General features: G+C 53.8%; 28 protein-coding genes. 13 read left to right on the top strand and 15 right to left on the bottom strand.

Annotated features, from left to right (window positions below):
* Positions 1-19 precede the first annotated feature (19 nt).
* Complete coding sequence (locus MKZ79_RS04550; protein WP_336140414.1) at positions 20-1,306, bottom strand: methyl-accepting chemotaxis protein; 1,287 nt, start codon at positions 1,304-1,306, stop codon at positions 20-22.
* 378 nt (positions 1,307-1,684) lie between these two features.
* Positions 1,685-2,398, bottom strand: coding sequence for a hypothetical protein (locus tag MKZ79_RS04545; protein ID WP_336140413.1), 714 nt, complete (start codon positions 2,396-2,398; stop codon positions 1,685-1,687).
* Between the two features lie 200 nt (positions 2,399-2,598).
* Between MKZ79_RS04545 and MKZ79_RS04540 the strand changes: the two genes are divergently transcribed.
* Positions 2,599-4,116 (top strand): helix-turn-helix domain-containing protein, encoded by a 1,518-nt coding sequence (locus tag MKZ79_RS04540; protein WP_336140412.1) that lies wholly within the window; start codon positions 2,599-2,601, stop codon positions 4,114-4,116.
* A gap of 502 nt (positions 4,117-4,618) precedes the next feature.
* Here MKZ79_RS04540 and MKZ79_RS04535 read toward each other — a convergent pair.
* Positions 4,619-4,861 (bottom strand): YmjA family protein, encoded by a 243-nt coding sequence (locus tag MKZ79_RS04535; protein WP_336140411.1) that lies wholly within the window; start codon positions 4,859-4,861, stop codon positions 4,619-4,621.
* 189 nt (positions 4,862-5,050) lie between these two features.
* Between MKZ79_RS04535 and MKZ79_RS04530 the strand changes: the two genes are divergently transcribed.
* From MKZ79_RS04530 to MKZ79_RS04520, 3 genes are all read left to right on the top strand, one after another.
* The gene (locus tag MKZ79_RS04530; RefSeq protein WP_336140410.1) at positions 5,051-6,235 is read left to right on the top strand and encodes an MFS transporter; all 1,185 of its coding nucleotides are present in this window, start codon (positions 5,051-5,053) and stop codon (positions 6,233-6,235) included.
* A gap of 470 nt (positions 6,236-6,705) precedes the next feature.
* Positions 6,706-7,674: an Rpn family recombination-promoting nuclease/putative transposase gene (locus tag MKZ79_RS04525; protein WP_336140409.1), complete on the top strand. Its 969-nt coding sequence runs from the start codon at positions 6,706-6,708 to the stop codon at positions 7,672-7,674.
* 12 nt (positions 7,675-7,686) lie between these two features.
* Positions 7,687-7,911, top strand: coding sequence for a hypothetical protein (locus MKZ79_RS04520; protein ID WP_336140408.1), 225 nt, complete (start codon positions 7,687-7,689; stop codon positions 7,909-7,911).
* 5 nt (positions 7,912-7,916) lie between these two features.
* On the opposite strand, the gene MKZ79_RS04515 is transcribed toward MKZ79_RS04520, so the two are convergent.
* The gene (locus MKZ79_RS04515; protein ID WP_336140407.1) at positions 7,917-8,933 is read right to left on the bottom strand and encodes a C45 family peptidase; all 1,017 of its coding nucleotides are present in this window, start codon (positions 8,931-8,933) and stop codon (positions 7,917-7,919) included.
* 275 nt (positions 8,934-9,208) lie between these two features.
* On the opposite strand from MKZ79_RS04515, the gene MKZ79_RS04510 reads away from it, so the two are divergent.
* Complete coding sequence (locus tag MKZ79_RS04510; RefSeq protein ID WP_336140406.1) at positions 9,209-9,601, top strand: hypothetical protein; 393 nt, start codon at positions 9,209-9,211, stop codon at positions 9,599-9,601.
* 13 nt (positions 9,602-9,614) lie between these two features.
* On the opposite strand, the gene MKZ79_RS04505 is transcribed toward MKZ79_RS04510, so the two are convergent.
* Complete coding sequence (locus MKZ79_RS04505; RefSeq protein WP_336140405.1) at positions 9,615-10,793, bottom strand: YbfB/YjiJ family MFS transporter; 1,179 nt, start codon at positions 10,791-10,793, stop codon at positions 9,615-9,617.
* A 118-nt stretch (positions 10,794-10,911) separates the two neighbouring features.
* Here MKZ79_RS04505 and MKZ79_RS04500 point away from each other — a divergent pair, with 118 nt between their 5' ends.
* Complete coding sequence (locus MKZ79_RS04500) at positions 10,912-11,688, top strand: helix-turn-helix transcriptional regulator (protein WP_336140404.1); 777 nt, start codon at positions 10,912-10,914, stop codon at positions 11,686-11,688.
* A gap of 48 nt (positions 11,689-11,736) precedes the next feature.
* Here the strand turns inward: MKZ79_RS04500 and MKZ79_RS04495 are convergent, their stop codons facing one another.
* The 3 genes from MKZ79_RS04495 to MKZ79_RS04485 are packed head-to-tail and all read right to left on the bottom strand — an operon-like array spanning position 11,737 to position 12,946.
* Positions 11,737-12,216, bottom strand: coding sequence for an NAD(P)/FAD-dependent oxidoreductase (locus MKZ79_RS04495; RefSeq protein ID WP_336140403.1), 480 nt, complete (start codon positions 12,214-12,216; stop codon positions 11,737-11,739).
* A 39-nt stretch (positions 12,217-12,255) separates the two neighbouring features.
* Positions 12,256-12,489: a hypothetical protein gene (locus MKZ79_RS04490; protein ID WP_336140402.1), complete on the bottom strand. Its 234-nt coding sequence runs from the start codon at positions 12,487-12,489 to the stop codon at positions 12,256-12,258.
* Positions 12,461-12,946, bottom strand: coding sequence for a MarR family winged helix-turn-helix transcriptional regulator (locus tag MKZ79_RS04485; RefSeq protein WP_336140401.1), 486 nt, complete (start codon positions 12,944-12,946; stop codon positions 12,461-12,463). The genes MKZ79_RS04490 and MKZ79_RS04485 overlap by 29 nt, the downstream gene beginning before the upstream one ends.
* Before the next feature lie 84 nt (positions 12,947-13,030).
* Here MKZ79_RS04485 and MKZ79_RS04480 point away from each other — a divergent pair, with 84 nt between their 5' ends.
* The 3 genes from MKZ79_RS04480 to zinT all read left to right on the top strand — a co-directional run bounded on the left by MKZ79_RS04480 (position 13,031) and on the right by zinT (position 14,464).
* Positions 13,031-13,258 (top strand): hypothetical protein, encoded by a 228-nt coding sequence (locus tag MKZ79_RS04480; RefSeq protein WP_336140400.1) that lies wholly within the window; start codon positions 13,031-13,033, stop codon positions 13,256-13,258.
* Positions 13,259-13,415: 157 nt separating this feature from the next.
* Complete coding sequence (locus MKZ79_RS04475) at positions 13,416-13,637, top strand: DUF1471 domain-containing protein (RefSeq protein ID WP_336140399.1); 222 nt, start codon at positions 13,416-13,418, stop codon at positions 13,635-13,637.
* A gap of 182 nt (positions 13,638-13,819) precedes the next feature.
* Positions 13,820-14,464 (top strand): metal-binding protein ZinT, encoded by a 645-nt coding sequence (zinT, locus tag MKZ79_RS04470; protein WP_336140398.1) that lies wholly within the window; start codon positions 13,820-13,822, stop codon positions 14,462-14,464.
* A gap of 45 nt (positions 14,465-14,509) precedes the next feature.
* On the opposite strand, the gene MKZ79_RS04465 is transcribed toward zinT, so the two are convergent.
* Complete coding sequence (locus tag MKZ79_RS04465; protein ID WP_336140397.1) at positions 14,510-15,757, bottom strand: aromatic amino acid transporter; 1,248 nt, start codon at positions 15,755-15,757, stop codon at positions 14,510-14,512.
* Positions 15,758-16,104: 347 nt separating this feature from the next.
* Between MKZ79_RS04465 and MKZ79_RS04460 the strand changes: the two genes are divergently transcribed.
* Entirely contained in the window at positions 16,105-16,353 is a 249-nt protein-coding gene (locus MKZ79_RS04460) for a DUF2534 family protein (protein ID WP_336140396.1), read from the top strand.
* 32 nt (positions 16,354-16,385) lie between these two features.
* Here the strand turns inward: MKZ79_RS04460 and MKZ79_RS04455 are convergent, their stop codons facing one another.
* Together MKZ79_RS04455 and MKZ79_RS04450 are read right to left on the bottom strand one after the other, a co-directional pair.
* Entirely contained in the window at positions 16,386-17,288 is a 903-nt protein-coding gene (locus MKZ79_RS04455) for a pyridoxal-phosphate dependent enzyme (RefSeq protein WP_336140395.1), read from the bottom strand.
* A 65-nt stretch (positions 17,289-17,353) separates the two neighbouring features.
* Positions 17,354-17,890, bottom strand: a complete 537-nt coding sequence (locus tag MKZ79_RS04450; protein WP_336140394.1) for an isochorismatase family protein — start codon at positions 17,888-17,890, stop codon at positions 17,354-17,356.
* A 259-nt stretch (positions 17,891-18,149) separates the two neighbouring features.
* Between MKZ79_RS04450 and MKZ79_RS04445 the strand changes: the two genes are divergently transcribed.
* Complete coding sequence (locus MKZ79_RS04445) at positions 18,150-18,944, top strand: SDR family NAD(P)-dependent oxidoreductase (RefSeq protein ID WP_336140393.1); 795 nt, start codon at positions 18,150-18,152, stop codon at positions 18,942-18,944.
* Positions 18,945-19,096: 152 nt separating this feature from the next.
* On the opposite strand, the gene MKZ79_RS04440 is transcribed toward MKZ79_RS04445, so the two are convergent.
* Positions 19,097-20,011 carry a LysR family transcriptional regulator gene (locus MKZ79_RS04440; RefSeq protein ID WP_336140392.1) on the bottom strand — a complete coding sequence of 305 codons (915 nt, stop codon included), beginning with the start codon at positions 20,009-20,011 and terminating at the stop codon, positions 19,097-19,099.
* A gap of 131 nt (positions 20,012-20,142) precedes the next feature.
* On the opposite strand from MKZ79_RS04440, the gene MKZ79_RS04435 reads away from it, so the two are divergent.
* The gene (locus tag MKZ79_RS04435) at positions 20,143-20,889 is read left to right on the top strand and encodes an SDR family oxidoreductase (RefSeq protein ID WP_336140391.1); all 747 of its coding nucleotides are present in this window, start codon (positions 20,143-20,145) and stop codon (positions 20,887-20,889) included.
* Between the two features lie 66 nt (positions 20,890-20,955).
* Here MKZ79_RS04435 and MKZ79_RS04430 read toward each other — a convergent pair whose 3' ends face one another.
* From MKZ79_RS04430 to MKZ79_RS04420, 3 genes are all read right to left on the bottom strand, one after another.
* A complete protein-coding gene (locus MKZ79_RS04430; RefSeq protein WP_336140390.1) occupies positions 20,956-21,387 on the bottom strand; it encodes a hypothetical protein in 432 nt (143 codons plus the stop codon).
* The gene (locus MKZ79_RS04425; RefSeq protein ID WP_336140389.1) at positions 21,384-21,752 is read right to left on the bottom strand and encodes a tlde1 domain-containing protein; all 369 of its coding nucleotides are present in this window, start codon (positions 21,750-21,752) and stop codon (positions 21,384-21,386) included. The genes MKZ79_RS04430 and MKZ79_RS04425 overlap by 4 nt, the downstream gene beginning before the upstream one ends.
* A 326-nt stretch (positions 21,753-22,078) precedes the next feature.
* Positions 22,079-23,149 carry a YncE family protein gene (locus MKZ79_RS04420; protein WP_336140388.1) on the bottom strand — a complete coding sequence of 357 codons (1,071 nt, stop codon included), beginning with the start codon at positions 23,147-23,149 and terminating at the stop codon, positions 22,079-22,081.
* 304 nt (positions 23,150-23,453) lie between these two features.
* Here MKZ79_RS04420 and fhuE point away from each other — a divergent pair, with 304 nt between their 5' ends.
* A complete protein-coding gene (gene fhuE, locus MKZ79_RS04415; protein WP_336140386.1) occupies positions 23,454-25,610 on the top strand; it encodes a ferric-rhodotorulic acid/ferric-coprogen receptor FhuE in 2,157 nt (718 codons plus the stop codon).
* Positions 25,611-25,653 lie beyond the last annotated feature (43 nt).

Below are 25,653 nucleotides of genomic sequence, written 5' to 3'. Positions count from 1 at the left end.
GAGAGCAGGGAAGTCCGCGCTACACATCCAGCCGATGGATTACGCTAACGAATTGATGCACGCCGCTGTTGATCTCGCGCAGGCTGCGGGAAAGCTCGCTGATTTTATCCTGCTCGGTCACCACAAACTGTTTTACCGCGTCCAGCTCGTCATACATCTGCTTAATCAGCTGCGTATTGACGTCGACCACCGAGGTGATTTTCTGTGTGGCGCTGGCGGTGGAAGCGGCCAGACGGCGAACCTCGGCGGCCACCACGCTGAAGCCACGGCCAGCTTCGCCAGCGCGAGCGGACTCAATGGCGGCGTTTAGCGCCAGGATATTGGTCTGCGAGGCGATCATATTGATGGTATCGACTACCTCACTGATGCTTTTCGCCGAGGCGTTAAGCTGCGTGCCGATCTCATTGGCGGCATTGACCTTAATGGCCACCTGACCGGAGTTGCGCACGGTTTCATCCAGCACTTCGTTAGCGTTATGGGTAATTTGCGAAGTTTGTTCCGAAGTGGTCACCGCAATATCCGCCACGCGTTTTGCCGCTTCGACGCGGGCAGTAATATCCGAAGCGATTTTAATCACCTTGCAGACTTTGCCGTCGGCGTCATAAATCGGGTTATAGCTGGCTTCAAGCCAGATACGTTCGCCGCCGGCGGTTTTACGCTCAAAGCGACCGACAAAATGTTGGCCTTTGGCGATTTTCAGCCAGAAATCGGGGTTTTCCCGATAGAAGGTGTCATAGCAGAAGATACGATGATGCTGACCAACGATATCAGGCAGCGCATAGCCCATATGCTGCAGAAAATTATTGTTCGCAGTAATGATTTTGCCGTCTGTTGTAAATTCAATCACCGCCATAGAGCGATCCAGCGCGGCGATTACCGCTTCTTTCTGCTCCAGTTCCTGATGGCGCTCGGTAATATCGGAGGCAATTTTAATTACCTTGTAAACGCTGCCATTGTCATCGCAAACGGGAAAGTAGGTGGCGCTAAGGTAGAAGCGTTGATGCTGTTTGTTGAAGCGTTCAAAAATGCCTGTAACGGATTCGCCCGCTGCCAGCGTTTGCCAGAAACGGTTATAGTCGGATGAGCGAACGTAGGCCGGATCGCAGAAAATGCGGTGGTGCTTGCCCTGAATTTCACTCAGCTCATAGCCGGTTACTTCAAGAAACTGCTGATTGGCGCTGAGAATTTCTCCGTCGGGCAGAAATTCAATCCATGCCACATGCTGCTTAATCGCATTGATATCCTTAACAATAGCGTTGCCTCGGGACAAGGGCAGGGAAAGACTCGATTTTTTCGCACCAAACATATCAACCTCAGGAAGTTTTACGATCGCAATAATTTCGCTGCAAGGCGCTTCTGGCCCGGCAAACGAGTACTCAGCGGTCAGGTATGACGCCGCATTTTCCCCTGGCGGGAGGCTTAACGCTTCGTCAGACAGGGCGAAGGCAGCTTCTCTTCAGGCACTCAGGTGCTCAGGCCGGGTTTTCTGTTTTGGTAATTTTCCTGATGTATAAAAACGGCGGGCAGATGCCCCCTGTAATCAAATATCGGCAACACGCAAGAAAGTTTGAGCGGATGTTTCTAAAATAGCGGTTCCTGTTGCAGTTAACAGTAAAGGCCCAGGCAGTATTGCTCTTTCACTTAATTGTTCCGCTTGTGAGAACTGTCTCCCTAAACCTCGTGTTTAAAAAAGAAAACTGTTTGCCTCGTCCGCTAGTTTTTTCAGACAGTTATCCATAATTTCTTGCGATATTTTAGTGACCTTTTCGTAATTATTGGCCTGCCATTCCGGCAAGGTATATTCCCGGACATCCACTTTTTGCGCGGAACATTCAATAGCTTTATAGCGTTCCTTACCTTCCTTATCCTTGCCCAACCGGCTCAGGGTAGTCAGCATGGCAAACTGATAGTTATCGTCGCCGCCTGCCAGGTTTTTGTAGGTCAGCTTCCATACCAGAGGTTTGATCACTATTGGCGCTTCATAGTTTTTCACCGGTAACTTTTCCATTTCCGCTTTGAATATGGCGCTAACGCGCGGCGTCAGCCAGTCCAATGAAGGATTTATCAAACCGCTCACCTCATGGCCTTTAAGCTGATCTTTGCTGAAAGACTGCACCTGACCGCCGCCAGCCAGCGTCATGGCAATAAACTGAAAGGTTTTTAGCGCGGCCGTTTTCGTGGTGTCGCCAGGCGTTATATACCGCAGTTGGGTGTCTGAAGGGCGTGTTGTTGAGGTTTCGAGATCGTACCAACCCTGTATGAGTAACTGCGATTGGTTATCGGCTTTAACCGTAGCGGATTGCACCATTTTTTCTGTTGGTGGTGAAGGTTTATTATCGGCGCAGCCTGCCATAATGAAAGCGGTACAGACGAGTGAAGCGCGCAAATTATTGTTCATTAACAGTCCTTTAAATAGAAATTTTGGTTACGGCTATACTCATCGGCACTGATAAGAAAACCTTTAGTTAAAAGTCAGTCTGATATGTAAGGAAGAACAGAGGATCGAACAATGATTGGCATAGCAAAAAAAGGAGGGAAAGGCTGCAGGCAAAGGATATAATTAGATATAATTTATTAATACTGCTTCTGGTGTTTAACATGGCTAAAAAAATTATCTACAAAAATAAAACCTATTCCAGCCTGTCCGCGTTGGTTAAAGAAAATTCAGATGCAAAAATTCCTTATTCTGTTGTTGCTACGCGTTTAAAAATGGGATGGAGTCTTGACGATGCGTTAATGAAGAAAAAAAATAAAAACATCAGCAGGGAATATAAGGTTGATGGCAAAACTTTCTCCACTCTTAGAGCATTGGCTGAGGCTGCTGGCATTTCTTATAATGCGGCAGTAAAGCGCGCCCATCAAGACTGGAGCGACAAAGAAATTTTCTACGGTAAGGTGAGGGAAGTAAAAGAAAAAACAAAACCGGAGCGAGTAAAAAGGGGTAATCCGCTAATAATTCAGGGAGTAACCTATGACAATACAACCCATGCCTATCAACAGCTGCAGCCCGCGATCTCACTTAATACCGTACGTACTCGCCTGAAAATGGGCTGGAAGCCTGAACATGCTTTTGACGTTATTGTAAAAACAGACGGACGTAAAAATAAGAAATCCAGAACCTTAACGCTGGAAGGTCAGCAAATTACCTTAAAAGAGGCGGCCAAAAAATATAACGTCCCTTATAATACCATCCTGGACAGAATAAACAGGAATGCTTCAGCCAGACAGGCTGTAGGGCTCGATCCTGTCAGCAGTGATACATTACTATCTCAAAAAAAGGCTTATGCCAGCAGACAAGCACGCGAGATAAAAGAATATGTAGTGGAAGGTATTGCCTACAAGAACATTGCTGCTCTTGCAAGGGCTTATCATCTCTCTGAAGGGTTGGTTTACAACCGGATCACGATAAATGGCTTGAGCGCAACGCAGGCAGTTAGTAAGGAAATCTCTGCCAGGGTAGTGATCAATTCCATTGAGTACCGCAGCGCAATGAATGCCTGGGAGAAAATCGGTAAAACGCCTTTATCGACCTATACGGGGCGTAGGAAACAGGGGTTGCCGCTTGAAGTTTGTCTCGGCCTTCAACCTTTGCCTGGACTGGAGCGCTATGAGCTTGACGGGGTCTGTTATAACACCCTGAAGGAAGTGGCCGAAGCTTACAAATTAACCTTGCCCGGGTTAATCGCCAGAACAAAATTGATGTCACTGGAAGAAGCTGTCGTCTATAAGCCGCAATGCGGTCGCTTCAGCGAAAAATCTTTTGAAAAAAATCCTCAACTGGCTAACGCGATCGGGCGCCTCTATTTTATAGAAATAACGCTGCCGGAAGGGCTTTTGCAAAAAATTGGTATAACCAGTCAACAGGTGCGCAACCGCTTTAACAACCATGAAACGCGCACAATTCTGGAGGTAACCGGAGCTATGAAAGATGTTTATAAAGTTGAGCAGGTGGTTTTAAAGAATTTTTCGCATCTTCTTTATCGTGCAGGAGAAAGCTTTGGAGGAAAAACGGAAACGTTTTTAATGCTGCCATCAGAAGAAGAAAAGGTGAAAACTTTTATTCTGTCTGAATGCGAAAAAGTGGGCCTGATGCCGGTAATGCCTCAGGAAGAGTAAAGTCCGCTGAAAACGTTTAATCGTTGGTGATATACGACGTTACCAGCAATGCAGATAGCCTCGTGATGCTGGCAAAAGTATGCTCGTGAAGAGAATTCCCGTATCAAGGCCCAGGAAGGGACGGACCAGACGAACACGAGCTCCGAGTCGACCGTGCTGTTTAACCGCTGGAACGTGCCAATGACTATTATTTAACATAATATACATTATGCGCACCGATATTAAAGAGATGATCCAGAGGCAAATTTCTATGCCCACCAGGGCTAAGTGACGATTTCCGTCACTAGAAGATTTCCGCAGTGGCGTTTCTACTGAAGCTAATCAAAGTCATCAGGACGCGCTCGGCAACCAGATCGCCCAGTCGCTTCCTAACTGGCCGCATCCTGATTCATCGTTAGCCTCAGACTCTTACGGTGCTTGCAACAGGCTCCATTCCACAAAGCTTCGGCGCTTAGCCAAAAACAGCCCGGCAAGTTCGGTCGACGACATCCGCAGCGGCACGCTACTCATTACCCCACTGATTCAGAAACGTGGCGATGTCGTCAATACGCTGCTCATTAATGCCCGCTTCGTTTGCCATCTCTTTCTGCGCTTCTTCGCTGATCTCTTCATTATTCGTCAGGCGAGTCAGCAGCAGCTGAAAATAGCGCGCCAGCCCTTCCTTTTCCTGCTCGCTTACCGGCGCGGCGGCGTCAATCGAATACTCATCTACGATGTCATAGTATTTTAGCGGCACGTCATTCATGTATTTTCCTCTGCAATCTCTGTCCCAACTGACTGTCGGGAACACACGGTCAGAATAGTTTCATAACCGGGAAAACATTTCTACCAGCGTTGCGGCCAGAAACTCATTAATCGTCTGCATTTGCAGTTGCAAATGACGTAACTTATTGTTCAATCGTCGCTTCAGGAACAAACCTCAAGGAACCGTGTTATGTCTTCGAACTTCGCCATACTTCGCAGAATCCCGACAGGCGTATGGATTATCGGCTTTGTCAGCCTGCTGATGGATATTTCATCCGAGATGATACACAGCCTGCTGCCGTTATTTATGGCTACCGTGCTGGGTACGCCCGTGATGATTATTGGTCTGATTGAGGGACTGGCAGAAGCCACTGCGCTGATTGTAAAGGTTTTTTCTGGTGTGATCAGCGACTACATCGGCAAGCGTAAAGGGCTGGCGGTGTTGGGATATGGGCTGGGTGCGCTCAGCAAACCTTTCTTTGCGCTTGCCTCCTCGTCAGGCATGATTTTTAGCGCCCGGATGGTCGACCGCCTGGGTAAAGGGATCCGCGGCGCGCCACGTGACGCGCTGGTTGCGGATGTCACGCCGCCAGATATTCGCGGAGCGGCCTATGGTCTGCGTCAGACGCTGGATACCATCGGTGCGTTTCTTGGGCCGCTGCTTGCCGTCGGGCTGATGCTGCTATGGCATAACAACTTTCGCGCCATTTATTGGGTGGCGGTCATCCCGGCGTTCCTTGCCGTCGCCCTGCTCTTTTTTGGCCTGAAAGAGCCGCAGGCGCTGGTTGCACACCGCCGTCAGAATCCTGTGACCAGGGAAAACCTCAGGCGGCTTGGCGCGGACTGTTGGTGGGTTATTGGTCTGGGCGGCCTGTTTACGCTGGCCCGCTTCAGCGAGGCTTTTCTGGTGCTGCGCGCTCAGCAGGTGGCGATCCCGCTGGCCTTGATCCCCCTGGTGATGGTGGCGATGAACCTGGTCTATTCGTTTGTCGCCTACCCGTTTGGCCAGCTTTCCGACCGTGTCAGCCATCGACGTTTGTTGCAGCTGGGTCTTGGCGTGCTTATTGTCGCCGACGGCGTGCTGGCGCTAAGTCAAAGCTGGCAAGGGATCATCGCAGGCGTCGCGCTCTGGGGCGTGCATATGGGCATTACTCAGGGTTTGCTCAATGCGATGATTGCTCGCACTGCGCCAGCCGATCTGCGCGGCACCGCTTTTGGTATATTCAGCCTGATCAGCGGCGTGGCTCTGTTGCTGGCAAGCCTGGGCGCGGGAGTGCTATGGGACTTCTGGGGGTCGCAATCGACCTTTCTGGCCGGCATTGCGATCTGCCTGATAACGCTATTTTTAACCCGCTTCGCGCCGGAAAAAGCCTGAGCATGGCGGGTATAACCCGCCTTTCAGCCCACCAGCTAAAATGGCTCACGTCATTTTAGCCGCGATAACGATGTTACGCCCACAACATTTGGGCGTAGCGCTGGAAAACAAAAAGAAACGCCGTATCAGCACGGATGCCTGAGTAAAATAGCGTGCCGCAGTGCTGGCGGTCTTTTATCGCCCAATTAAAGCTACCCTGAGCCTTTTTTTCAATATGCACTCCTGCTTTATATTAATTTCCGAAGAAGTATCGCAAAGGGATAGTTATTTTTTCAGGCTTGTTCATTTATTTTCGATCCCTGCCCCATCATTAAATTAAGTTTAATAAAATGCCCCCAGCGGCATTGACGCCACAAAGAAAAAGAATAAGGTTACCCGAAAGCATGAAAAAGATAACCAGGCAATCTTCCGCCAGCTATTAAGTCAGGCTGGATAAGCGTTGCCGGAACGCCAGGAACAGGGAGGTAACGATGAAGGCAGGCGCGCCGCAAGGCAGAAAAAACCTGGCTACGCCGCACGATGCGGTGTTCAGAAAATTTTTAACGCATACCGCGACGGCGCGGGATTTTATCAGGCTGCATCTGCCTGCAACGCTGCTGGCAGCCTGCGATCTCAGCACGTTGAAACTGGCGTCAGGAAGCTTTATTTCAGAAGAGCTGCGCCCCAGTTTTTGCGACGTGCTTTACAGCCTGCAGACACGAACGGGTCGCGGCGCTGTCTATGTCCTGATTGAACATCAGTCGACGCCGGACAGCCATATGGCTTTCCGACTGCTCCGCTATGCGGTGGCCACCATGCAGCGCCATCTGGAGTCGGGCTATAAAAAGCTGCCGCTGGTGATCCCAATACTCTTCTATACCGGCCGCAAGCCCTGGCCTTTTTCCACCCGATGGCTGGATAATTTCGACGATCCTGCGCTGGCCGCGCAGCTTTATGGCAAAGCTTTTCCACTGATCGACATCACGCTTATTCCTGATGATGAAATTATGCGCCACCGCAGAATGGCGCCGTTAACGCTGCTGCAAAAACATATCCGTAGCTGCGACCTGGCCTCCCTGCCGAAAAAACTGGCGTCACTGCTAAAAACGACGCGGATCACAGGACAGCAATTTTCCACCTTGATAAACTATCTGGTACGGGCGGGAGAAACCCCCGATATGGACGCTTTTCTACGTGAACTGGCACAGCGAGTGCCACAGCATAAGGATGAACTGATGACCATTGCAGAACAGCTTGAGCAAAGAGGTATGAAGAAAGGCCTGGAAAAAGGTATAGAGAAAGGCCGCGCCAAAGGAAAACTGGAAGTGGCGCGCAGCCTGCTCAAGATGGGCATTCCTTTCGATGTTGTCCTGAAGGCCACCCGCCTGCCGAAAAAAGAGCTGGCGCGGCTTCGCCATCGGATGACTCGCCGCGCTCCCGAAACCGCTGGCAACGCATAAAGCGAAGAGATATTGATTATTCTCCCCCCAACCGCGCGCCATCATGTCTTCGATAACCTGTCGGGTAACAAACAGCGAGTTCATATTCGTGTCGATGACTGCCTGCCACTCCTGTGTCTGCATATCGCGGAACAGCGCATTGCGCGCGGTACCGGCGTAATAGAGTGGCAGCACTGCCGCACGACAGCGCTGGGGATACCAGGCAAGTTAAACGCGCCTGTGCCTAAAGGCGAATGAGGATTTTATCTGGTGACGCTTCCCTTATGCTCTGGTAAATGGCGGTCGGTGCAGAACACCTGCCAGAGCACTTCCTGTCGGGTCAGAACAAAGCAGGCTGTCGCCAGCGTGTTCTCTTCGTCCGGATCGTCTGGCGCCTGGCGGTAAAGCGGCAGCGCCTCGTTGTGGCTATCGGAAAGCATCGCGATCGCGCCGTCGGCATCAAAACCGCCCTTTTCCAGCAGCTGCGCCAGACGCTGCTGACGTGCGGCTGAACTGCCGGTAATCACCTGCGCCTGTGCCGCAAGGCGCGAATGGATCAGATGGTTGGCGTGGCCATAAGGCTGGCTTAGGGGCAGAACAGAGCTGGCGTTGCCGGTCGCTTCCACGCTAAAGAGGCGTTCGTCTCCCGCCTGTGCCAGCGTATGGTGAAACGCGCCGCATCTTGGCAACGTTGTTAAAACAGCAATCGCTTCATCAAGGGTAGTGGCGTTAAGCGCCGCGCGCGCCAGCACCTGACGCGGCAAACCTGAAGGACGATCCGCCGCACGGATATTATTGACGGTATTGACGATGCCAAACTCGTTCACCGCAAAAGTGTGGCCGCAAAGCGAGCCGGGATAGACGAAACAGCTAAAGGCTACGCCATCCTCAGGCCGGACGTGCGCCAACGCGCAGTCGCCGCGCAGCTGGGGAAAACCATCTTCGTTGTGGGCGACTATGGCGCCGTCAGCGGTCAGCGTCGCCACCGTGGTGCAGCCGTCAGAAGTGGAACGTACCAGATCGCCGCGACAGTTCCAGGCGAAAACCTCTGCGATCGGCGCCTCCAGGCCTGCCGCCAGCCCTTCCAGCTCCTGCCAGATCAGCGGAAAATGGTGCTCAACCAGCTCGCGCATCGCCACGCAGCTTGTGGAAGCCTGCAGCTCGCTTGTCATGCGCCACAGCGCGGTTGCGCGGATTTTTTGCTGATAAGCCTCGCGGCCAAATTCGCCCAGCTGGCGTCCTGTCTCAAAGGGCGAGCCGGTCAGGGTAAGGATATGCATTGTCAGATAACCTGTTTTATTTGTTAGCGCGATAAGCTGACAAGGTAGCATTGAAGAGTAAAGAAAAAGATCGCCAAATCAGAACAGAATGCGGGCTTGCCTACCCTGACAGGCTACGCGAATCTGTAAAACGCAAATTACCTCTCTGCAAGCTGTAGCGGGCTGCCAGACAGGAGCGGTAACGGCGTTTCCATTACGCTGATTAAAACTTAAGTAGCAAAATTTTCGTCGCCCGCTAAAATCCCTGTTTTTCTGGCTGTTAAGACAGGTGATTGATGAAGATTTTGCTGGCTGCCACGCTTTCCCTGCTGCCTTTGTTAGCGGACGCCGCGCTGAAAGCGCCGGACTATCCGGGTTGCGATTTGAAAACCCAGCGCCACGTCGAAGGCGAAACCGGCGGCGCGATTAGCGATCCGCGTCAGGCGCATATTGCCGTACGTGCCGATATTCTGCAGGCCGATATTGGCAACGCCCGCAAAGCGCGCAGCCTGTCTCAGGCCCAGGCGGATAAGCTCTGGCGTCGCGTGGCGCGGATACGCCAGGACGCTAACGGTTTTGTGAAAAAACAGGGCTTTTTAAGTGCGGGCGAGCGCGCCAGCTACGATCGTGAACTGGACGAAGTGGCGGCGGAACTCTGCCAACAGCCGCTTAAAAAAGGCCGCTTTTAAAGCGGCCCGTTAATCATTCCTGTTTAATACCGCTCAGCACAACTACTCCACCCAGCGCCAGTCCCGCCGCCGCCAACAGCAACGCCGGTTGCAGCGAGTGAAACAGCGTTACGCTGACCGAGGAAACCAGTGGGCCGATAAGCTGCCCCGTTGCGTAGCCCGAAGTGAGCACCGCTACCGTTCGCGCCACCGCCCCGCTGGAAACCTCACGCGCCAGCCGCATCGAAAGCTGCATAATCGACAGAAAACCCAGCCCGGTCAGCAGCGTGGCGATAAGCAGACCTTTTGCATCGTGAAAAAAGACGACGCTGGCGACGCCAACTCCCTGCATTATCATCGCCGCCGCTAACGCTGGCCGGGTAGCGATACGGGCGGCGAAAGCGATCACGAGCAGCACGCCCGCCACGGCGGCCAGCCCGAACAGTGGCCAGAATAGCGCCGCCTGGTGACCATGCGTAAAGATGCCGTGCGCCATTTGCGACAGAAAAGTAGCGGGAAGAATGTAGCCGAAGCCCGCCAGAGTATAGGCCGCCAGCAAAAACTTCAGATTGCGATTCAGCGGCGCAGGTTTCGCTGAACCGCTGGCGGAAGCCAGGGTTTTCGGCAACCGGTTGAAAATCACGGCGGCGGCGACGGTCGCCGCAATACCGTAGATCAGCCACGCCTGCGAAGAGTTAAAGTCCGCACAGGCCATCGCCCAGGCCAGCACGCCGGTTAAAGCGATGCCAATGCCCGGCCCGGTAAATACCGCCGCAGAGCGTTTCGGCGCCTGCCTGCCTGCCAGCACCAGCTGCGTCCAGGAGGTCACGATAATCAGCGCCCATGCGCCGCCCACGCCGGAAATAAAGCGAAACAGGCACTGCAGCGCAAAATTGCCCGTTACGGCGGATAACAGCGTAACCAATACCGTTGCCGTCAGCCCCGCTTTTAAATACGCGGCATGATTATTTTTTAATTTGCTGACGTGAATAGCGCCCAGTAAATAACCGATATAATTCATTGCCGCCAGAATACCGGCGCTGGAGAGCGAGAGATAACCATCGCCAATCATTAACGGGATTTGCGGCGTCAATGAAAAGCGGCCAATGCCCATCACGGCGACCAGCGTGATAATACCGGTCAGCATGATAGCGAGCGTACTGCCTTCCGGCTGTTCTGCTGCGCGCCGTTCCGGCAAAGAGTGAACCGACATAATTTTGCTTTACTCCTGCGAGATAACTTAATCTGGCGGCCATACTATTTCGCAATGGCAGAATAAAAAATGGGGCGAATTATCCTATGACCGGCACTCATACCCTGGAGCGCAAATAATGCGCAACGAGGATGTGAAAAACTTCCTGACGCATCATCGTTCGCGGCTTAATCCTGAAGATTTTGGTTTCCCGGTGCAGCAGCGTCGGGTAAAAGGCCTGCGGCGGGAAGAAGTGGCGCAGCTCGCCGCCGTCAGCGTCAGCTGGTATACCTGGCTTGAGCAAGGACGCGATATCAGTATCTCACCCGCCGCGCTGCAGCGCATCGGCAAGGTGCTACAGCTTTCCACGACCGAGCAGGATTATCTTGAGGCGCTGATTTTCGGCGCGAAAGATCGGCCAAAACCAGGCGCGATACCGCATGAGGTTAAAGTCATGGTGGATGCGCTGTCGCCGCATCCGGCTTTTATTCGACGTGCCAATATGGATATTCTCTACTGGAACGAAGCGGCTAAAGCGCAAATTTTTGACTGGTCGACTATTGCCGAACACGACCGCAACTCGCTGAAGCTGATGTTTATCAACGACGACTATAGGCAGATTATTCATCAGTGGGATCAGGCGGCGCAACATACCCTCGCCGCTTTTCGCACCTATTACGCCGCCAGCAATTACGCGGAAGAGTTCGAGCGGGTGATAAAAGATCTTGCCGAACGCAGCGAAGCTTTTAACGCAATGTGGCATCGGCAGGACGTCAGTAAGTTCGGCACGGGCAATAAGGCGATTATCGATCGCCAGGGAAAGATTCATCACTACACCTACAGCGCGCTCGAAGTGGAAAGCGCGCCAGGTCTCTTTTTGATTTTCTATCTCTGCCGCGCTTCGGAGTCAAAATAGCGTCGGCCGTGACGTTGTCACCTTCGCCCTGCTCCGGCGCCGTTCTCCTCAGACTTCCAGCCCGGCCTTGTACTGACCCCATTTCAGCGTGGAGTTAACGCCGACGGACAAAAACGGCTGCGGCGGCGTTCTGTTGGGGCCAGGCGACGCCAGCAGAAAGTCGATCAGCTCGTTGCGCTCGCCTGCGATCATATCCGCCAGCAGCTTGCCGGAAGCCGTACCCCGCGTAATCCCCAACCCGTTGCAGCACAGCGCGCCGTAGACGTTGGGCGCCAGCTTGCCGAAGAAGCCTTCATGATTTTCCGACAGGCAGATTGCGCCGCTCCAGGAGTAGTCAAAACCGACGTCAGGCAGCATGGGAAAGCGCCGTTCAAAGGATTTACGATGCGTTTCGCTATATTGCCGCAGGTATTTTTCCCGTGGACGCCCGTCGGGGTGAAAGCTGAAGCTATTGCGGATCAAAATACGGTTATCCGGCGTGCGGCGTACGGTACTGCCGAAAGGATGCGCCGGAATAACGCCCCACACCGGTAAGAGCTGAATTAAGGGCCGGTTCGGCCCTTTTTGTCACCCCTTCATCAGCCGCTCGACTTCCCTGCGGCGCTTGCGGAACAGGCTGGTCGTTTCGCCATACTGTTTACGAAACCAGGCGATCAGGTGCGACGCGTCGGCAAAGCGCAGCGATTCCACCAGCCCGGCCACCGAAGCCAGGGTAAATTTATTCATCAGCAAAAAGCCGATGGTGAGATCGGGCCGCGGCCCGGCGCGATCTTCAGCGATCGGCGGATGAAACTGGCTCATCAGGCTCCTGTACTCCGCTCAGCTTGCTCAGTAAACGTTTGAGGTCGGCAACCTCCTGCGCATTCAGGCTGGCGGCGATGGTTTTTTCCGCACGTTTCGCCTGCTCGACCATTTTTTGCAGCATCGCCTCGCCTTCCGCCGTCAGGGAAACCAGCTTGCGACGGCGGTTGGCGCTGTCGGTCACCACGGTCAGCAAACAGTTTTTGCGCATGCGTTCGATGATGTAGGTGCCGGTCGCCTTATCGAACCCGGCGCGACTGCCCAGCGTTTGCTGATCGCAACGTCCGTCTTCCGCCAGCACCACCAGCACCGCGTACTGCACCGCGGACAAACCGGTATCCACCGATTGCGACCAGCACAACGTCGAATATTGACCGGCGCGTCGTACAAGGTGCATCAGCGCGCTGTCGCCGCGCGGCCACAAAGGCGCGGCCTGGATAAGGTCATCCTGCTTCATAGTGCGTCTTGACTCCCGCAGTTAAAACAAATAGTTTGAACACAAACAGTTTGATAACAAACTTTACCCTGAATTGTAGCCTGGGTGCTGGCAACCCGCGTTCATCCAATCGGCCGCCGCGCAGTATTCGAAGATCAGCGCGTTATTCGTCTGCCGCAGTGTTATGAAGAACGGGAATATGTTGAAGGCAAAGGCCCGAAAGTCGTGTTCGATACGCTGCAGACCGTTCGCCATCGCCACGCCTCTTTCGATCAGGGCTATCCTGAAGCCGTTCGCCAGCGCGTACTGGCAAACTGGCCGAAAAATGATTAATTGCTAACGAAGAGCCGGGCTTGCCGGCCCTCTTGTTCATTTTATTTGATTAACTTCAACAAAACCCTCAGCTTTCCCTTGCCCACTTACAGGCATATTATTCCTTTCATTCGGGCATGTCGCCCTATAAAACACTCACTTCAGAAAGGAAATAAGCATGAAAACCATCAAAAAATTAGTTGTTATTACCGCGCTTTCGCTGATCTCTTCCGCCAGCTTTGCGCAAACCGTCACCGCCTGTGCCAGCACGCTGGACGCGGCGGAAGCGCAGATCTTCGCTAAAGCTCAGGCAGCAGGCGCTTCTTACCGTATCACCGAAGCCAATTTCAATAACGGCGTCCATATGACCGCCGAGCTTTCCGAAAAGAACGCGCAGTAAAGCTGAACGGGCCGCAGGCAAGCGGCCTTTTCGCTATCAGAATCCTCCTTCCCGTCACCTACCTTTCATCATATCCCGCTCTTTTGGTACTGAACCCTTTGGCTCTGCTGTAACAACAGCGATTGCCGTCGCGTTTGTTATGTTATAACATCCAGAAACTTATTCTCATGGAGGGTTACATCTTGGCTGTTAAACGACATACCTTTGCACTGACGCTGGCTGCACTGCTGATTAGCGGTCAGGCTTTCGCCCATGCTCATCACGGCAAGCCTCTCAGCGCAGCCGAGCAGCAGGCGGCAGAAGGCGTATTTGACGACAAGGCCGTTAAAGAGAGAGATCTGTCGGACTGGGACGGCATCTGGCAGTCCGTTTATCCCCTGCTGAGCAGCGGCGAGCTGGATCCGGTTCTGCGCAAGAAAGCCGAAAAAGACCACAGCAAAAGTTTCGCGCAATGGAAGGCGTACTATCGCCAGGGCTACGCCAGCGATATTGATAAGATTGCGATTGAAAACAACGTGATGGAATTTTCCCGTGGCGAACAAACCAGCCGCTGCCACTATCGCAACGCCGGTTACAGGATCCTGACCTACACCTCAGGCAAAAAAGGCGTGCGCTATCTTTTTGAGTGCGACGACGCCAGCAGCAAGGCGCCAAAATATGTGCAGTTTAGCGACCATACCATAGCGCCACGCAAATCTGCCCATTTCCATATTTTTATGGGCAACACCTCGCAGGAAGCGCTGTTGAGCGAGATGGACAACTGGCCGACTTATTACCCCTGGCAGATGAGCAATGCTCAGGTGGTCGATGAGATGCTGCATCACTGATAAAAAAGCCCGGCGATAAGCCGGGCCTGTTGTCTACATGCAGAGTTAGCCGTGAAAAACGGGCAGCCAGCCCAGCCAGCTTAGCGTCCACGCCAGCACGTTCAGCGCGCCAAAAATCATCACGACGACAATCGCGACGTTTTGTCTGCCGACGCCGGTTGTCGCTTCAGGAAATTTCTGCTGCGCCTTGCGCGCCAGCAACGCAGGCACGATCACCGCCCACAGCGTGGCGAACAGGCCGGCGAAGCCAATGGCGGCGATAAAGCCGTTCGGCAGCCAGAGCGAAGCGCCCAACGCGGGCAGAAAGGTCAGGCAGGCGGTTTTGCAACGACCCCAGCGCGTATCCGCCATCTGCAGCCTGTCGGCGATAAAATCAAACAGGCCAGCCGTTACGCCCAGGAAGGAGCAGATCACCGCGAAATGGGAAAAGATATCCATCAGCAGCGCTACCGCGCTGACGTGAAGATAGTGACGCAGCGCCGCCATCAGCGCCTCGATGTCGCCGCCCGCGTCGATAATCGCCGGAAAAGAGTGACGCGGCAGATTGCCCATTGTGCCGGTCATCCAGAACAGGTAGATCACCAGCGACATAAAGGTGCCCAGCATCAGCGCGCGGTTAACCTGCTTTTTATCGCCAATATAGTAGCTAATCAGTCCGCTGATATTACCGTGATAGCCAAAAGAGGCGAGGCAGAACGGCAGCACTGCCAGCGTGTAAGGCCAGTAGGATTGCTCTGTCGCGCCGCTGTTCAGCAGCGTGGACGGACTCAGCTGCGTCAGCAGGCCGCCAAAAAGCGTCACCAGCAGCAAAATTTTCGCCAGCACGCAAAAGGTCATCAGGCGGCTCACGCCTTTGGTTCCCAGCCAGACCACCACCGCGACGCAAAGCGTCAGGCCGATTTTGGCCTCCGCTACCGACAAGTGCAGCCCGGCGCGGTTCAAAGAACTCTGGTAGACCGGCCCGCTGGCAGAAATATAGGCATAGGTGAGAATACCGAGCACAAACAGAATACTCAGGCCGTTGACGGCCGCCCAGCCTCGCCCCAGCAAATCGCGCGTGATGGTATCGAACCCGGCGCCCAGCGGATAGTGCTGGCTGGCCTGCACAAACAGCAGCCCGGTCAACAGCATGCAGATCCAGCTGACCATCAGAATCAGCAACGACCAGCCATACCACGCGCCCGCCATCACCACGGGCAGCGTAAACATGCCCGCGCCGACGACGGTGCCGCAGATAATCATCGCGCCCCACCAGACCGAAGGTCGCTGGCGGGCTAACGAACTCTCCCTCATAATTTCCCTGCTTAATAGATGACGTTAAGGTCGCGATTCTAATGCAAACGCGGCGTTTAAACTTTACTAATTCCGTTTCGTAGCCGTTTTGTATTAAAAAAAGAGGGGCGAAGGCGTCGCGTTGACTAAATTCGTGCGGCAAACGGCTGGCGATTTTCCGGTCAGGCAATATGCACGGGAACCGGCTCCGTACGCAAAAGATCGGCAAAGCCACGCACAGGATGATGCTGGAAAAGAACCGCTATCCGGTTTTTGCAGCCATCCGCGACTTTTTTCAGCAGAGGTTTCAGGCCGCGCCGTCTTAAATTGCTATACTGCGGCGCACTATTCGGCAGTGGAAACGGATTATGAAGCGAAAAGAGACAAAGCAGTTTATCGCCGCGCTGGTCGTGGTGCTGGTTATCGCCCTGACGGTGATGTCGAAAGTGATGATTGGCGGCGCTATCGACGAATATCATATTCCGCTGCACAACTGGTCAGCGGGCATGCTGGCGCCGCAGCTGTTTATGATCGCGGTCTATTCGATGGTGTTTACCGGCCTGCTGGCAATCCCGCTGTGGTACTGGTTTTTGGGCGAGAAAGATCCCCATGCCTGATGCTAAAGGCCGCCTGACGGCGGCCCTTAGCATTATTTCAGCAAATCTTCATAAGTGACCGATGCGCCGCCGCAGACAATGACCAGCAGGTTGTCATCAGGTTTAAAGGTTGCCTTTTGGCCATACAGCAGCGCCAGCGCCGCGCCGCAGGCCGGTTCGACCAGCGTGCGGTGATCGTTCAGAAAGGCCTTACAGGCTGCGACCGCCTCTTCATCCGTGACCAGATGGCTGCGCACGTCATGTTTTTTGCTGACATTAAACGCGTTTTCGCAGACCTGGCTGGCGGCCAGCGTGGTGGCGATACCGCTGAGTTTCTCCAGCCTGACCAGCCTGTCCGCCTTGATAGCGGCGTTCAGCGAGCCGGTGCCAAAGGTTTCCGCCGCATAGATCGGCGTCTGCGCCAGCCCATGCTTTTCCAGTCCCTGCGCCACGCCCGAAAGCAGACTGCCGCCGCCGACGCTAAGCAGCACCGCGTCGGGTTTAACCTGCTGCGCAACCACTTCATCCACCAGTTCGCTGATGCCATCCCACAGCAGCGGGTTATCAAACGGATGGATATACACGATCTCTTCTGAAGCCATTGCGAGCGCCAGCTCGTTGGCTTCCGCCCAGATTTTGCCGTGCACGATAAGCTTTGCGCCCTGCTGCTCAATCAGCTGTCTGGCTCTGGCCGAGGTGGTTTCCGGCACCACGACAGTGACCGGCAGATTCAGCTTGCGCCCGCTGTAGGCAACGGCGATGCCCGCGTTGCCGCCGGAGGAGCTGACGAACCCTTTCGCGCCCTGCTCTGCATAGTGTTGGCAGGCGTGCCCGGCGCTACGCAGTTTAAAGGAGCCGCTTGGCTGCGAGGATTCCATTTTCAGCCAGACGTGACAGCGGTTTAGCGCGCTCAGCGGCTGTGAATAAAGCAATGGCGTTTCAATACTGATGGTCATCTTTTCTCTCTGGCCGACGGTAGGAACTGTTTGTTATACCTGTTAAAACAGGCTGTTGCCAGCGTTCAGCTTAGCAGCGACCCGGTAGTGACGACGTTGCTGAAACCAGCCGCCAGCAGCGCCAGCGTCACCTCGTGCAGCGTTTTCGCCGTCATTTGCTGTTCAGGCAGCGCAAAACTAAGCACCGCATCCTGCACTACCGTCATACGCAGACCCGCATCCGCACCCGCTCTTACGGTGGAGTTCACGCAGAATCCGGCAACCGCGCCGATTACCGTTATCTCCGTCAGCGCTTTAGCGTGCAGCCAGGCAAGCAAATCCGTAGAGCTGAATGCCGATGACGTGGTTTTCAGGAACAGCGCCTCGTCGGGCAGCGCTTCGCATTCGGCAAGAGCCGGAAACAGCGGCGAAAGCTGATGCAGCGGCGAATCAGGCGCTGGCGTATGGTGACGTATATGAACAACCGGTTCGCCTCTGCGCCGAAACAGAGCAAGCAGCTGCTGCATATTTTCAATGGCGTTGTCAGGATAATGCCCGATGCCCTGAGCGATTCTTTCGGTAACGAACTTCTGCATATCGATAATCAGCAACGCTTTTGACACAGGCATTTCTCCTTGAGGGAACAATAAACCAGCGCTGATTAAAACATAGATTTGCGACACTTAAGGATTTCCACACGCTTTTTTCAGAATCCCCGCAGCAGAAGCTTTTATTTAGCTCAACCCGGCATTGAGCCAGGCTCAACAAACCTAAATTATTGATATTTAATAAATTAAATGGAAGGCGTTTTATCCGCCGATCGCCATCCTTTTTAGCGGTGCTACGGTTAACGGGTCACTAATCATGAAAAGAGGATCGACGATGAGCAATAAGATTGCGTTTATTACCGGGGCTTCCAACGGCATTGGCTTTGAGCTGGCGAAAATTTTCGCGAAGAACAGTTACGATATCGTGGCGGTGGCGCGTAATGAAGAGAAGTTAAATAAAGCCTGCGACGAACTGCGCGGCTTTGGTACGCAGGTTCACGCCTTCAGCGCGGATTTAAGCCGTTATGAAGAGATTGAAAACCTGAAGCAGCGCGTTGATAAAGCCGGACTGGCTATCGATGCGCTGGTGATCAATGCCGGACAGGGCCTGGGCGGCCGCTTTATCGGCGGCACGGAGCTGGAGAAAGAACTGCAGCTGATCCGTCTGAATGTCGATTCTTATGTGCATATGGCGAAAATTTTTCTGCCGGCGATGATTGAACGGCAGCGCGGTCATGTGCTGATGACCTCTTCCGTTTCCGGCACTTCGCCGATTCCTTTTGAAGCGATCTATGGCGCCAGCAAAGCTTTCGTGAACTCTTTTTTCTGGGCGATCCGCAACGAGCTGAAAGGCAGCGGCCTGACTATGACGCTGCTTATGCCCGGCGCAACGGAAACCAACTTCTTTAAGAACGCCGGCCAGGCCAATACCAAAGTGGGCGCCAGCCAGCCGACCAAACCGGCTGAAGTGGCCGAACGTGCCTGGTACGCGCTGATGAGCGGCCATGAATATGTTTATGGCAGCGACGACGCCGAACATGAAGGCGACGTACTGAACCGCATCCAGAGCGAATCGCAAAAGGCGCAGCGCCATCGCATTATTTCAGAGCCGGATTCCGCTTCCCGTTAACGGTCGGCCTGCCGGGAAACCGGCAGGCATCGGTTAATTAATCAGCTATCTGGCTGTTATCGTTTAGAAAAACTAAAGCAGTCCTTTATATATCCCCGGCAAATTTCTGACTTTCCACTTTATTATTTAATTCCCTTCAACTATGCAGAGACTCAATCCATTGCCGCGCTCACGCGTGCCGGAAACGCTTCTGACAGCCAGTCGATAAAAACGCGCAGGCGATGCGTGACGTGCCGATTGTGCGGATAAACCACGTGAAAAGGATAAGGCGCCGGGCGCCAGGGCTGCAGGATCTCCTGAAGCTGCCCGCTTTGCAGCGCCTCGCGCGCCGCATAGGTAAAGGTCTGGATGATGCCCAGCCCCGCCAGCGCCGCCGCCAGATGCGCGTTGCTTTCATTAACGCCGAGCCGGTGCGGCGTTTTGATTTCCGTTTTTTCGCCCTGTCGTTCAAAGCGGAAGGGAAAAGCTCTGCCGCTGTCGGACGAAAGATAGCTAACCAGCCGGTGACCATTGCTCAGCTCCTGCGGGCTGGCAGGCACACCGTACAGCTTCAGATAGCGCGGCGTGGCGCAGGTAATTAATGTCGCCTGGCCGATTTTGCGGGCAACCAGTGAGGAATCCGCCAGCGGGCCGCCGCGGATCACGCAGTCCACGCTGTCGCCGATCAGATCGACAGCGCGATCCGACACGCCCAGGTCGATACGAATATCGGGATAGCGCGCCATAAATTCCGGCAGCGCCGGGATCAGCACGTCGCGCGCCGTCGAGCCGCCCACATCGATACGCAGATGGCCATGCGGCTGGCCGCGAATAGCGGAGAAGGAGCTGTCGATATCTTCCAGATCCTTCAGCAGCCGCGCGGTTTTTTCATAATATTCGCGCCCTTCCGGCGTCACGGTGACGCGCCGCGTGGTGCGCTGCAGCAGACGGATGCCGAGGTGCGCTTCCAGCTCCTGCACCAGCTTGCTCAGCGTCGCGTTCGGCATGGCCAGCGAATCCGCCGCGCGGGTGAAATTGCCCGCTTCCACCACGCGGGCAAAAGCGCGTATAGCCATAAGTTGGTCCATCTTTGCCCCGATTATTCCTGTGTGTGGATAGTCATTTTCATTTTACAGGATTTATCAATAAAACGCCCGGCGCTACAGTGAATACATGCCCGGTCAGACCGGGCCAACACTTAAAAACAGCGGAGAAGACCATGAGCATACTGCATAACAAAATCGCATTAATCACCGGCGGTACTTCAGGAATCGGCCTGGCGGCCGCACAGGAACTGGCGGCTCAGGGCGCGCGCGTCTTTATTACCGGTCGCCGTCAGGCCGAACTGGATGCCGCCGTCGCGACCGTAGGCGCTGCGGCAACGGGCATTCGGGCCGACGCCTCCGTGCTGACCGATCTGGATGCGGTTTACGCCGCCATCGCCGAGAAAGCGGGCCGGCTGGATATCCTCTTCGCCAATGCGGGCGGCGGCGATATGCTGCCGCTGGGCGCCATCACCGAAGAGCATTTTGACCGCATTTTCGGCACTAATGTGCGCGGCGTGCTGTTTACCGTACAGAAGGCTCTGCCGCTGCTGAGCGACGGCGCATCGGTGATCCTGACCGCTTCCACGACCTCCATCCAGGGCACGGCTGGCTTTAGCGTCTACAGCGCCAGCAAAGCGGCGGTGCGCAACTTTGCCCGCTCCTGGTCGCTGGATCTGAAAGAGCGCGGCATCCGCGTCAATGTGGTCAGCCCTGGCCCGGTTAAAACGCCAGGGTTAGGCGAGCTGGTGAGCGAGGAAGAACGTCAGGGCCTGTTTGACTATCTGGCCGCGCAGGTGCCGTTGGGTCGTTTAGGCGAGCCGGAAGAGATTGGCAAAGCGGTGGCTTTTCTCGCCTCGGATGCCGCCAGCTTTATCAACGCGACCGAGCTGTTTGTCGACGGCGGTATGGCGCAGGTTTAACGGATCGCTATAAATAAAATGAAACCCCACGTTTAACGTGGGGTTAATTTCAGGCGCTCAACAGGGTCAGAATTCACGCTTAACGATAATATAACCATTAAACTCAATATTACACTCATAGTCATTGGCAATAGTTGAGACAAGAAAAACATCTTCTTTTCCCTGCTTATTTTTAACCGTAAACTTGATTATGAGGTTTCTTGGGTTGAACTGTGAATATATCTTTTTGTATTTTTCCTGAGTTATAATCCCCTCAGTATTGTAACTTTCCCTTGCGTAATAGTCGGATAAAATGTCAGTGACAGGTTCATTGAATAGCAATTGCGTTGTAATGTTTTCGGGTGGTATGCTTTTAGTATCAACATGCATATCTTCACGCATTTTATCCATCAGTACCATACCAGTGCTTGATATGGGAGACTTGCAGTTATTGTCTAACACCTGCGCCGCAAATGTACAGGTACTGACGATAATTAAAGGAAAAAGAAAATATTTCATTCAACGATAATCTCCCTGTCTTTGGAGTCCCATATCCTTTCACGAAACTTCCGGAACAATATAATACAGCCATTTGACGCCGTACCGGGTTCTCTTTTACTGTCACCATAAATCAAAAAGCCACCGCGGCCACACATGCTGTTACCTTTATCCGGCTCCAGCCGTAGCGTAAACTCACCCGCTTTTTCATGAGTGAACGGCATACCCACAATCCTGTATTTTCCGCGAGGCAGCGGACCTTTATTGCGCAGGCATTCATACTCAGGGTTATCCTTATAGCCCGGAGCGCCGGCATACTGCGCGCTGAACAGGTATTCACCGTTATGTTTAAAGGTCTTGAGCATGACGTTGTAAATCCATGCCATTGTTACTCTCCTTGTGAGATCAATCCATTTGAAGAGTTAACAAAATGTTTGCAGGCAAGTCTATAGTAAAAATGTGATAGTGAATAACTTCATAGCCACGATCACAAAAAAATCCATTTCAGGCTGGCTACAGGGTATATTGCAAATCCGAAACTTATATTTTATCTGGCCTGGCAGACGTTTTATTATCTGTTAAATAACAGCGTTACTTTAGCAAGTAATTCTTCTGTTTATTATTAACCCGTTGCGCTATATACAATGCCTTTAGCCTGTGCTGAAAGTGCAGTTTCACCCCACGTTTAACGTGGGGCTTTCTTCTTTGCCGCTTATTTCAGCGAGATGCGCACAATGCTGTCTTTGCCTTTGGTGGAATCGTCTTTATTGAATTCCTGCTTGAGCGTGACGAAAAGCGTCTCTCCGTCCGGGGAAACCAGCAGGCTGTTCGGGCTGCTGGCAAACGACCAGCTCTTTTTCACCGCGTAGCTGGTGGCGTCCAGCTGCAGTACCTTCTTCGATTCGCGCTGGCTGATATAAAGTTCGTTGCTCTTCGCGTTGAACTTGATGCCCAGTGCGTCACCGTCGATGCGCTTGATCACTTTACCGCTGCGCTCGTCAAACACCAGCGTGGTTTTCGCTTTGGAGTTGTCGGTGACAAACAGACGGCCGGTCGCCGGATCTTCCGCCAGGTTCAGCAGCAGATACTCTTTGCCGTCGCCCGCACTCCAGCGCTTCTCGATTTTCTGCGTGCGCGGGTTGATGACCAGCACTTCGCCGCCGCCGTTTGCCGCGTAGAGGCGATCGGTAACCGGTGAATAAATGATGCCCGTTACCCATTTACCGGCGTTTTTAATGGTTTTGCTGAGTTTGAAGGTTTTCGCGTCCACCACCCAGATCACGCCCGGATCGCCCACGCCGCCGACGTAGAGCTTGCCTTCGTGCCAGAAGATTTCACGCGCGCCATACGGATAGCCGTCTTTGCCCTTCTCGCTGAACTTTAAACGCTGCAGCACTTTGCCGCTTTCCGCGTCGACTTTGGCGATAGCGCCGTCCAGCGAATTGGTGGTGTAGAAGACGCTGCCGTCCGGATCGACCGCCATGCCAAAGTTTTTCAGATCGGTATGGGTTTCGCCGGTGGTTGCCAGCGTAGCCGGGTCCAGACGATAGAGCAGTCCGCCGTTGACGTTTTTAAAGGATTGCGCGCTGGCAACGTAGAGTGCTTTCGGCGTCCAGGCCATCTCATACAATCCATCGCCCAACTCGCGCTGGGCGGTATCCGGCTTCGTCGCTGCGGCAGTTTGTACAGGCGCTTCTGGTTTTTTTGCCGGCGCCTGGCAGGCAGCCAGACTGAAGGCAGCAACGACCGCAAGAGCAGCCTTACGCGGACTAAATGATTTCATGCAGGACTCCATCAATGGATAAATAAGTCGGTTAGCCGATAAAAAGAATGAGAATCATACGCATTAGCAAAAGAGATGTAAATCTACAGAGCTGGCGAAACGGGCTACGGACAGCTGTTTCCAAAATTATTAATAACTTGTTACATTTTCTCGCCGCTTCGCTTAGAGACTCCAGAAAAGCAAATAATTATCATTAACATTCTCATTGCATCCCTGACTGCCCTTTCCCGGCGGTCGGGGTGCGGTGAATGCGTGTCCTTACAGGATAATAAAAAACAGTGGCTTACCACCTGATGAGAATTCTATGGCTTTCAACCGCAGGGAAAATGGCGCGCGCGCGCCCATAAGAACTTTTACCCTTTCGCTGCTGGCGCTGGCGATCCATGCGCAGTTTAATCCGGTTCAGGCCGCTGACAGCAGTGAACAGAATATGGTGGTCGACGCGACGCCGGTCGATGAGACTATCAGCGAACAGCAGGACTACAGCGCGAAAACCACGCGCGCCGGCACCAAAATGCTGATGACCCCGCGCGATGTGCCGCAGTCGCTCAGCGTGGTGACGAAGCAGCGTATGCAGGATCAGAATTTACAGTCGGTTAGCGAGGTACTGGAGAATACTACCGGCATCGCCTCTGAAAATATCGACAGCGAACGCTCCTCTTATTTCTCCCGCGGCTTCCAGATTAGCAGCTTTACCTATGACGATATCCCGACCTCGGTCAGCGATACCTGGAACTTCGGCGACGCGGCGGAAGATACCGCTATTTATGACCGTATTGAAGTGGTTCGCGGCGCGACCGGCCTGATGACCGGCGCGGGCAGTCCTGCCGCTTCGGTTAATATGGTGCGTAAACAGGCCGACAGCAAAACTTTTACCGGCAATGTTTCGGCCAGCTACGGCAGCTGGAACAAGCAGCGCTACGCGCTCGACGTTGCCGGCCCGCTGAACGAGTCCGGCAGCGTGCGCGGTCGCGTGGTGGCGGGCTATCAGGATCAGGACAGCTGGCTGGATCGCTACCACAAGACGAAAAAGTTTATCTACGGCGTCATCGATGCCGATCTGACCGATAAAACTACGGTTTCCCTCGGCTATGACTACCAGCAAACCAATACCGGCAATCCTACCTGGGGCGGCCTGCCGACCTGGTACAGTAACGGTACGCGCACCCATTACGATCGCAGCACCAGCACGGCGGCGGACTGGACGCGCTATAACGTTAACTCGCGTAAGGTTTTCGCCAGTCTCAACCATAATTTCGATAACGGCTGGCTGCTGCGCGTGAATGGCACTCATGCGGAAGAGACGTTTAACGATAAATTGCTGTATTTACAGCAATGGCCGGACGAAGAAACGGGCGAAGGCACGCTCGGTTTCGGCAGCCAGGACAGAGGCAAGCGCAAGGTCGATTCTATCGACAGCTACGCCAGCGGCCCGTTTGACCTGTTTGGCCGCCAGCACGAGCTGGTGGCGGGCGTCAGCTACAGCCGTCAGCACAATGTCACTTACAGCGCGGATGGCCCTTATGATGAAGGCCAAATCGGCAGCTTTCACAACGGTTGGGATGGCAACGTAGATGAGCCTGAATGGGGCGACTGGTATCAGAACGCCGATGACGTGGTGCGGCAGAAAGCCCTCTATAGCGCCGCCCGTTTCTCGCTGGCCGATCCGCTGTCGCTGATAGTCGGCGCGCGCTATACGCAATGGAGCACGATGGGCAGCAGCGGCGACGTCAAAAAGAATAACATCACGCCTTACGGCGGGCTGGTGTATGACATTAATGATACCTGGTCAGCTTATGCCAGCTATACCTCGATCTTCCAGCCGCAGACCTACCGCACGAAAAGCGGCGCTTATCTGTCGCCGGTCACCGGCAAAAATTATGAAACCGGCCTGAAATCGGCCTGGGACGACGGTCGCCTGACCGCGACTTTCGCCGTGTTCCGCATTGAGCAGGAGAACGCCGCCGAAACAGACGGCGATAATTACGTTAATAATTCCAGCGAACAGGCTTATGTCGCCACTAAAGGCGCGGTCAGCAAAGGCGCGGAGTTTGAGCTGAACGGCGCGGTGACGGATAATCTGCAGATGACTTTCGGCGCGACGCGCTTTGTGGCCACCGATTCTTCGGGCCGCTACAACAGCCAGATGCCGCAAACGCAGCTGAAGCTCTTTACCCGCTATCGCATACCTGCGCTACAACAGCTTACGGTCGGCGGCGGCGTGAACTGGCAAAACCGGACGTTCCAGGACGCGACCGGCCCAGACGGCGAAAGCAAACGCCTTTATCAGAGCAGCTATCCGCTGGCAAACCTGTTTGCCCGCTATCAGGTGACAAAGCAGCTGGCGGTGCAGGCTAACGTCAATAATCTTTTCGATCGCACCTATACGACGTGGCTGAGCGATTCCGTGGTTTACGGCGCGCCGCGTAACTATGAGGTGAACCTTTCTTACGCTTTCTGAGTCAAGCCAGGGCAGTAAAAGGCCGGACATGCTCCGGCCTTTT

Source organism: Erwinia sp. CGal63 (assembly GCF_037026505.1).
GTDB lineage: Bacteria > Pseudomonadota > Gammaproteobacteria > Enterobacterales > Enterobacteriaceae > Erwinia.
Note: the sequence above shows the minus strand (reverse complement) of the source record. Positions and strands in the feature narration are given on the sequence as shown.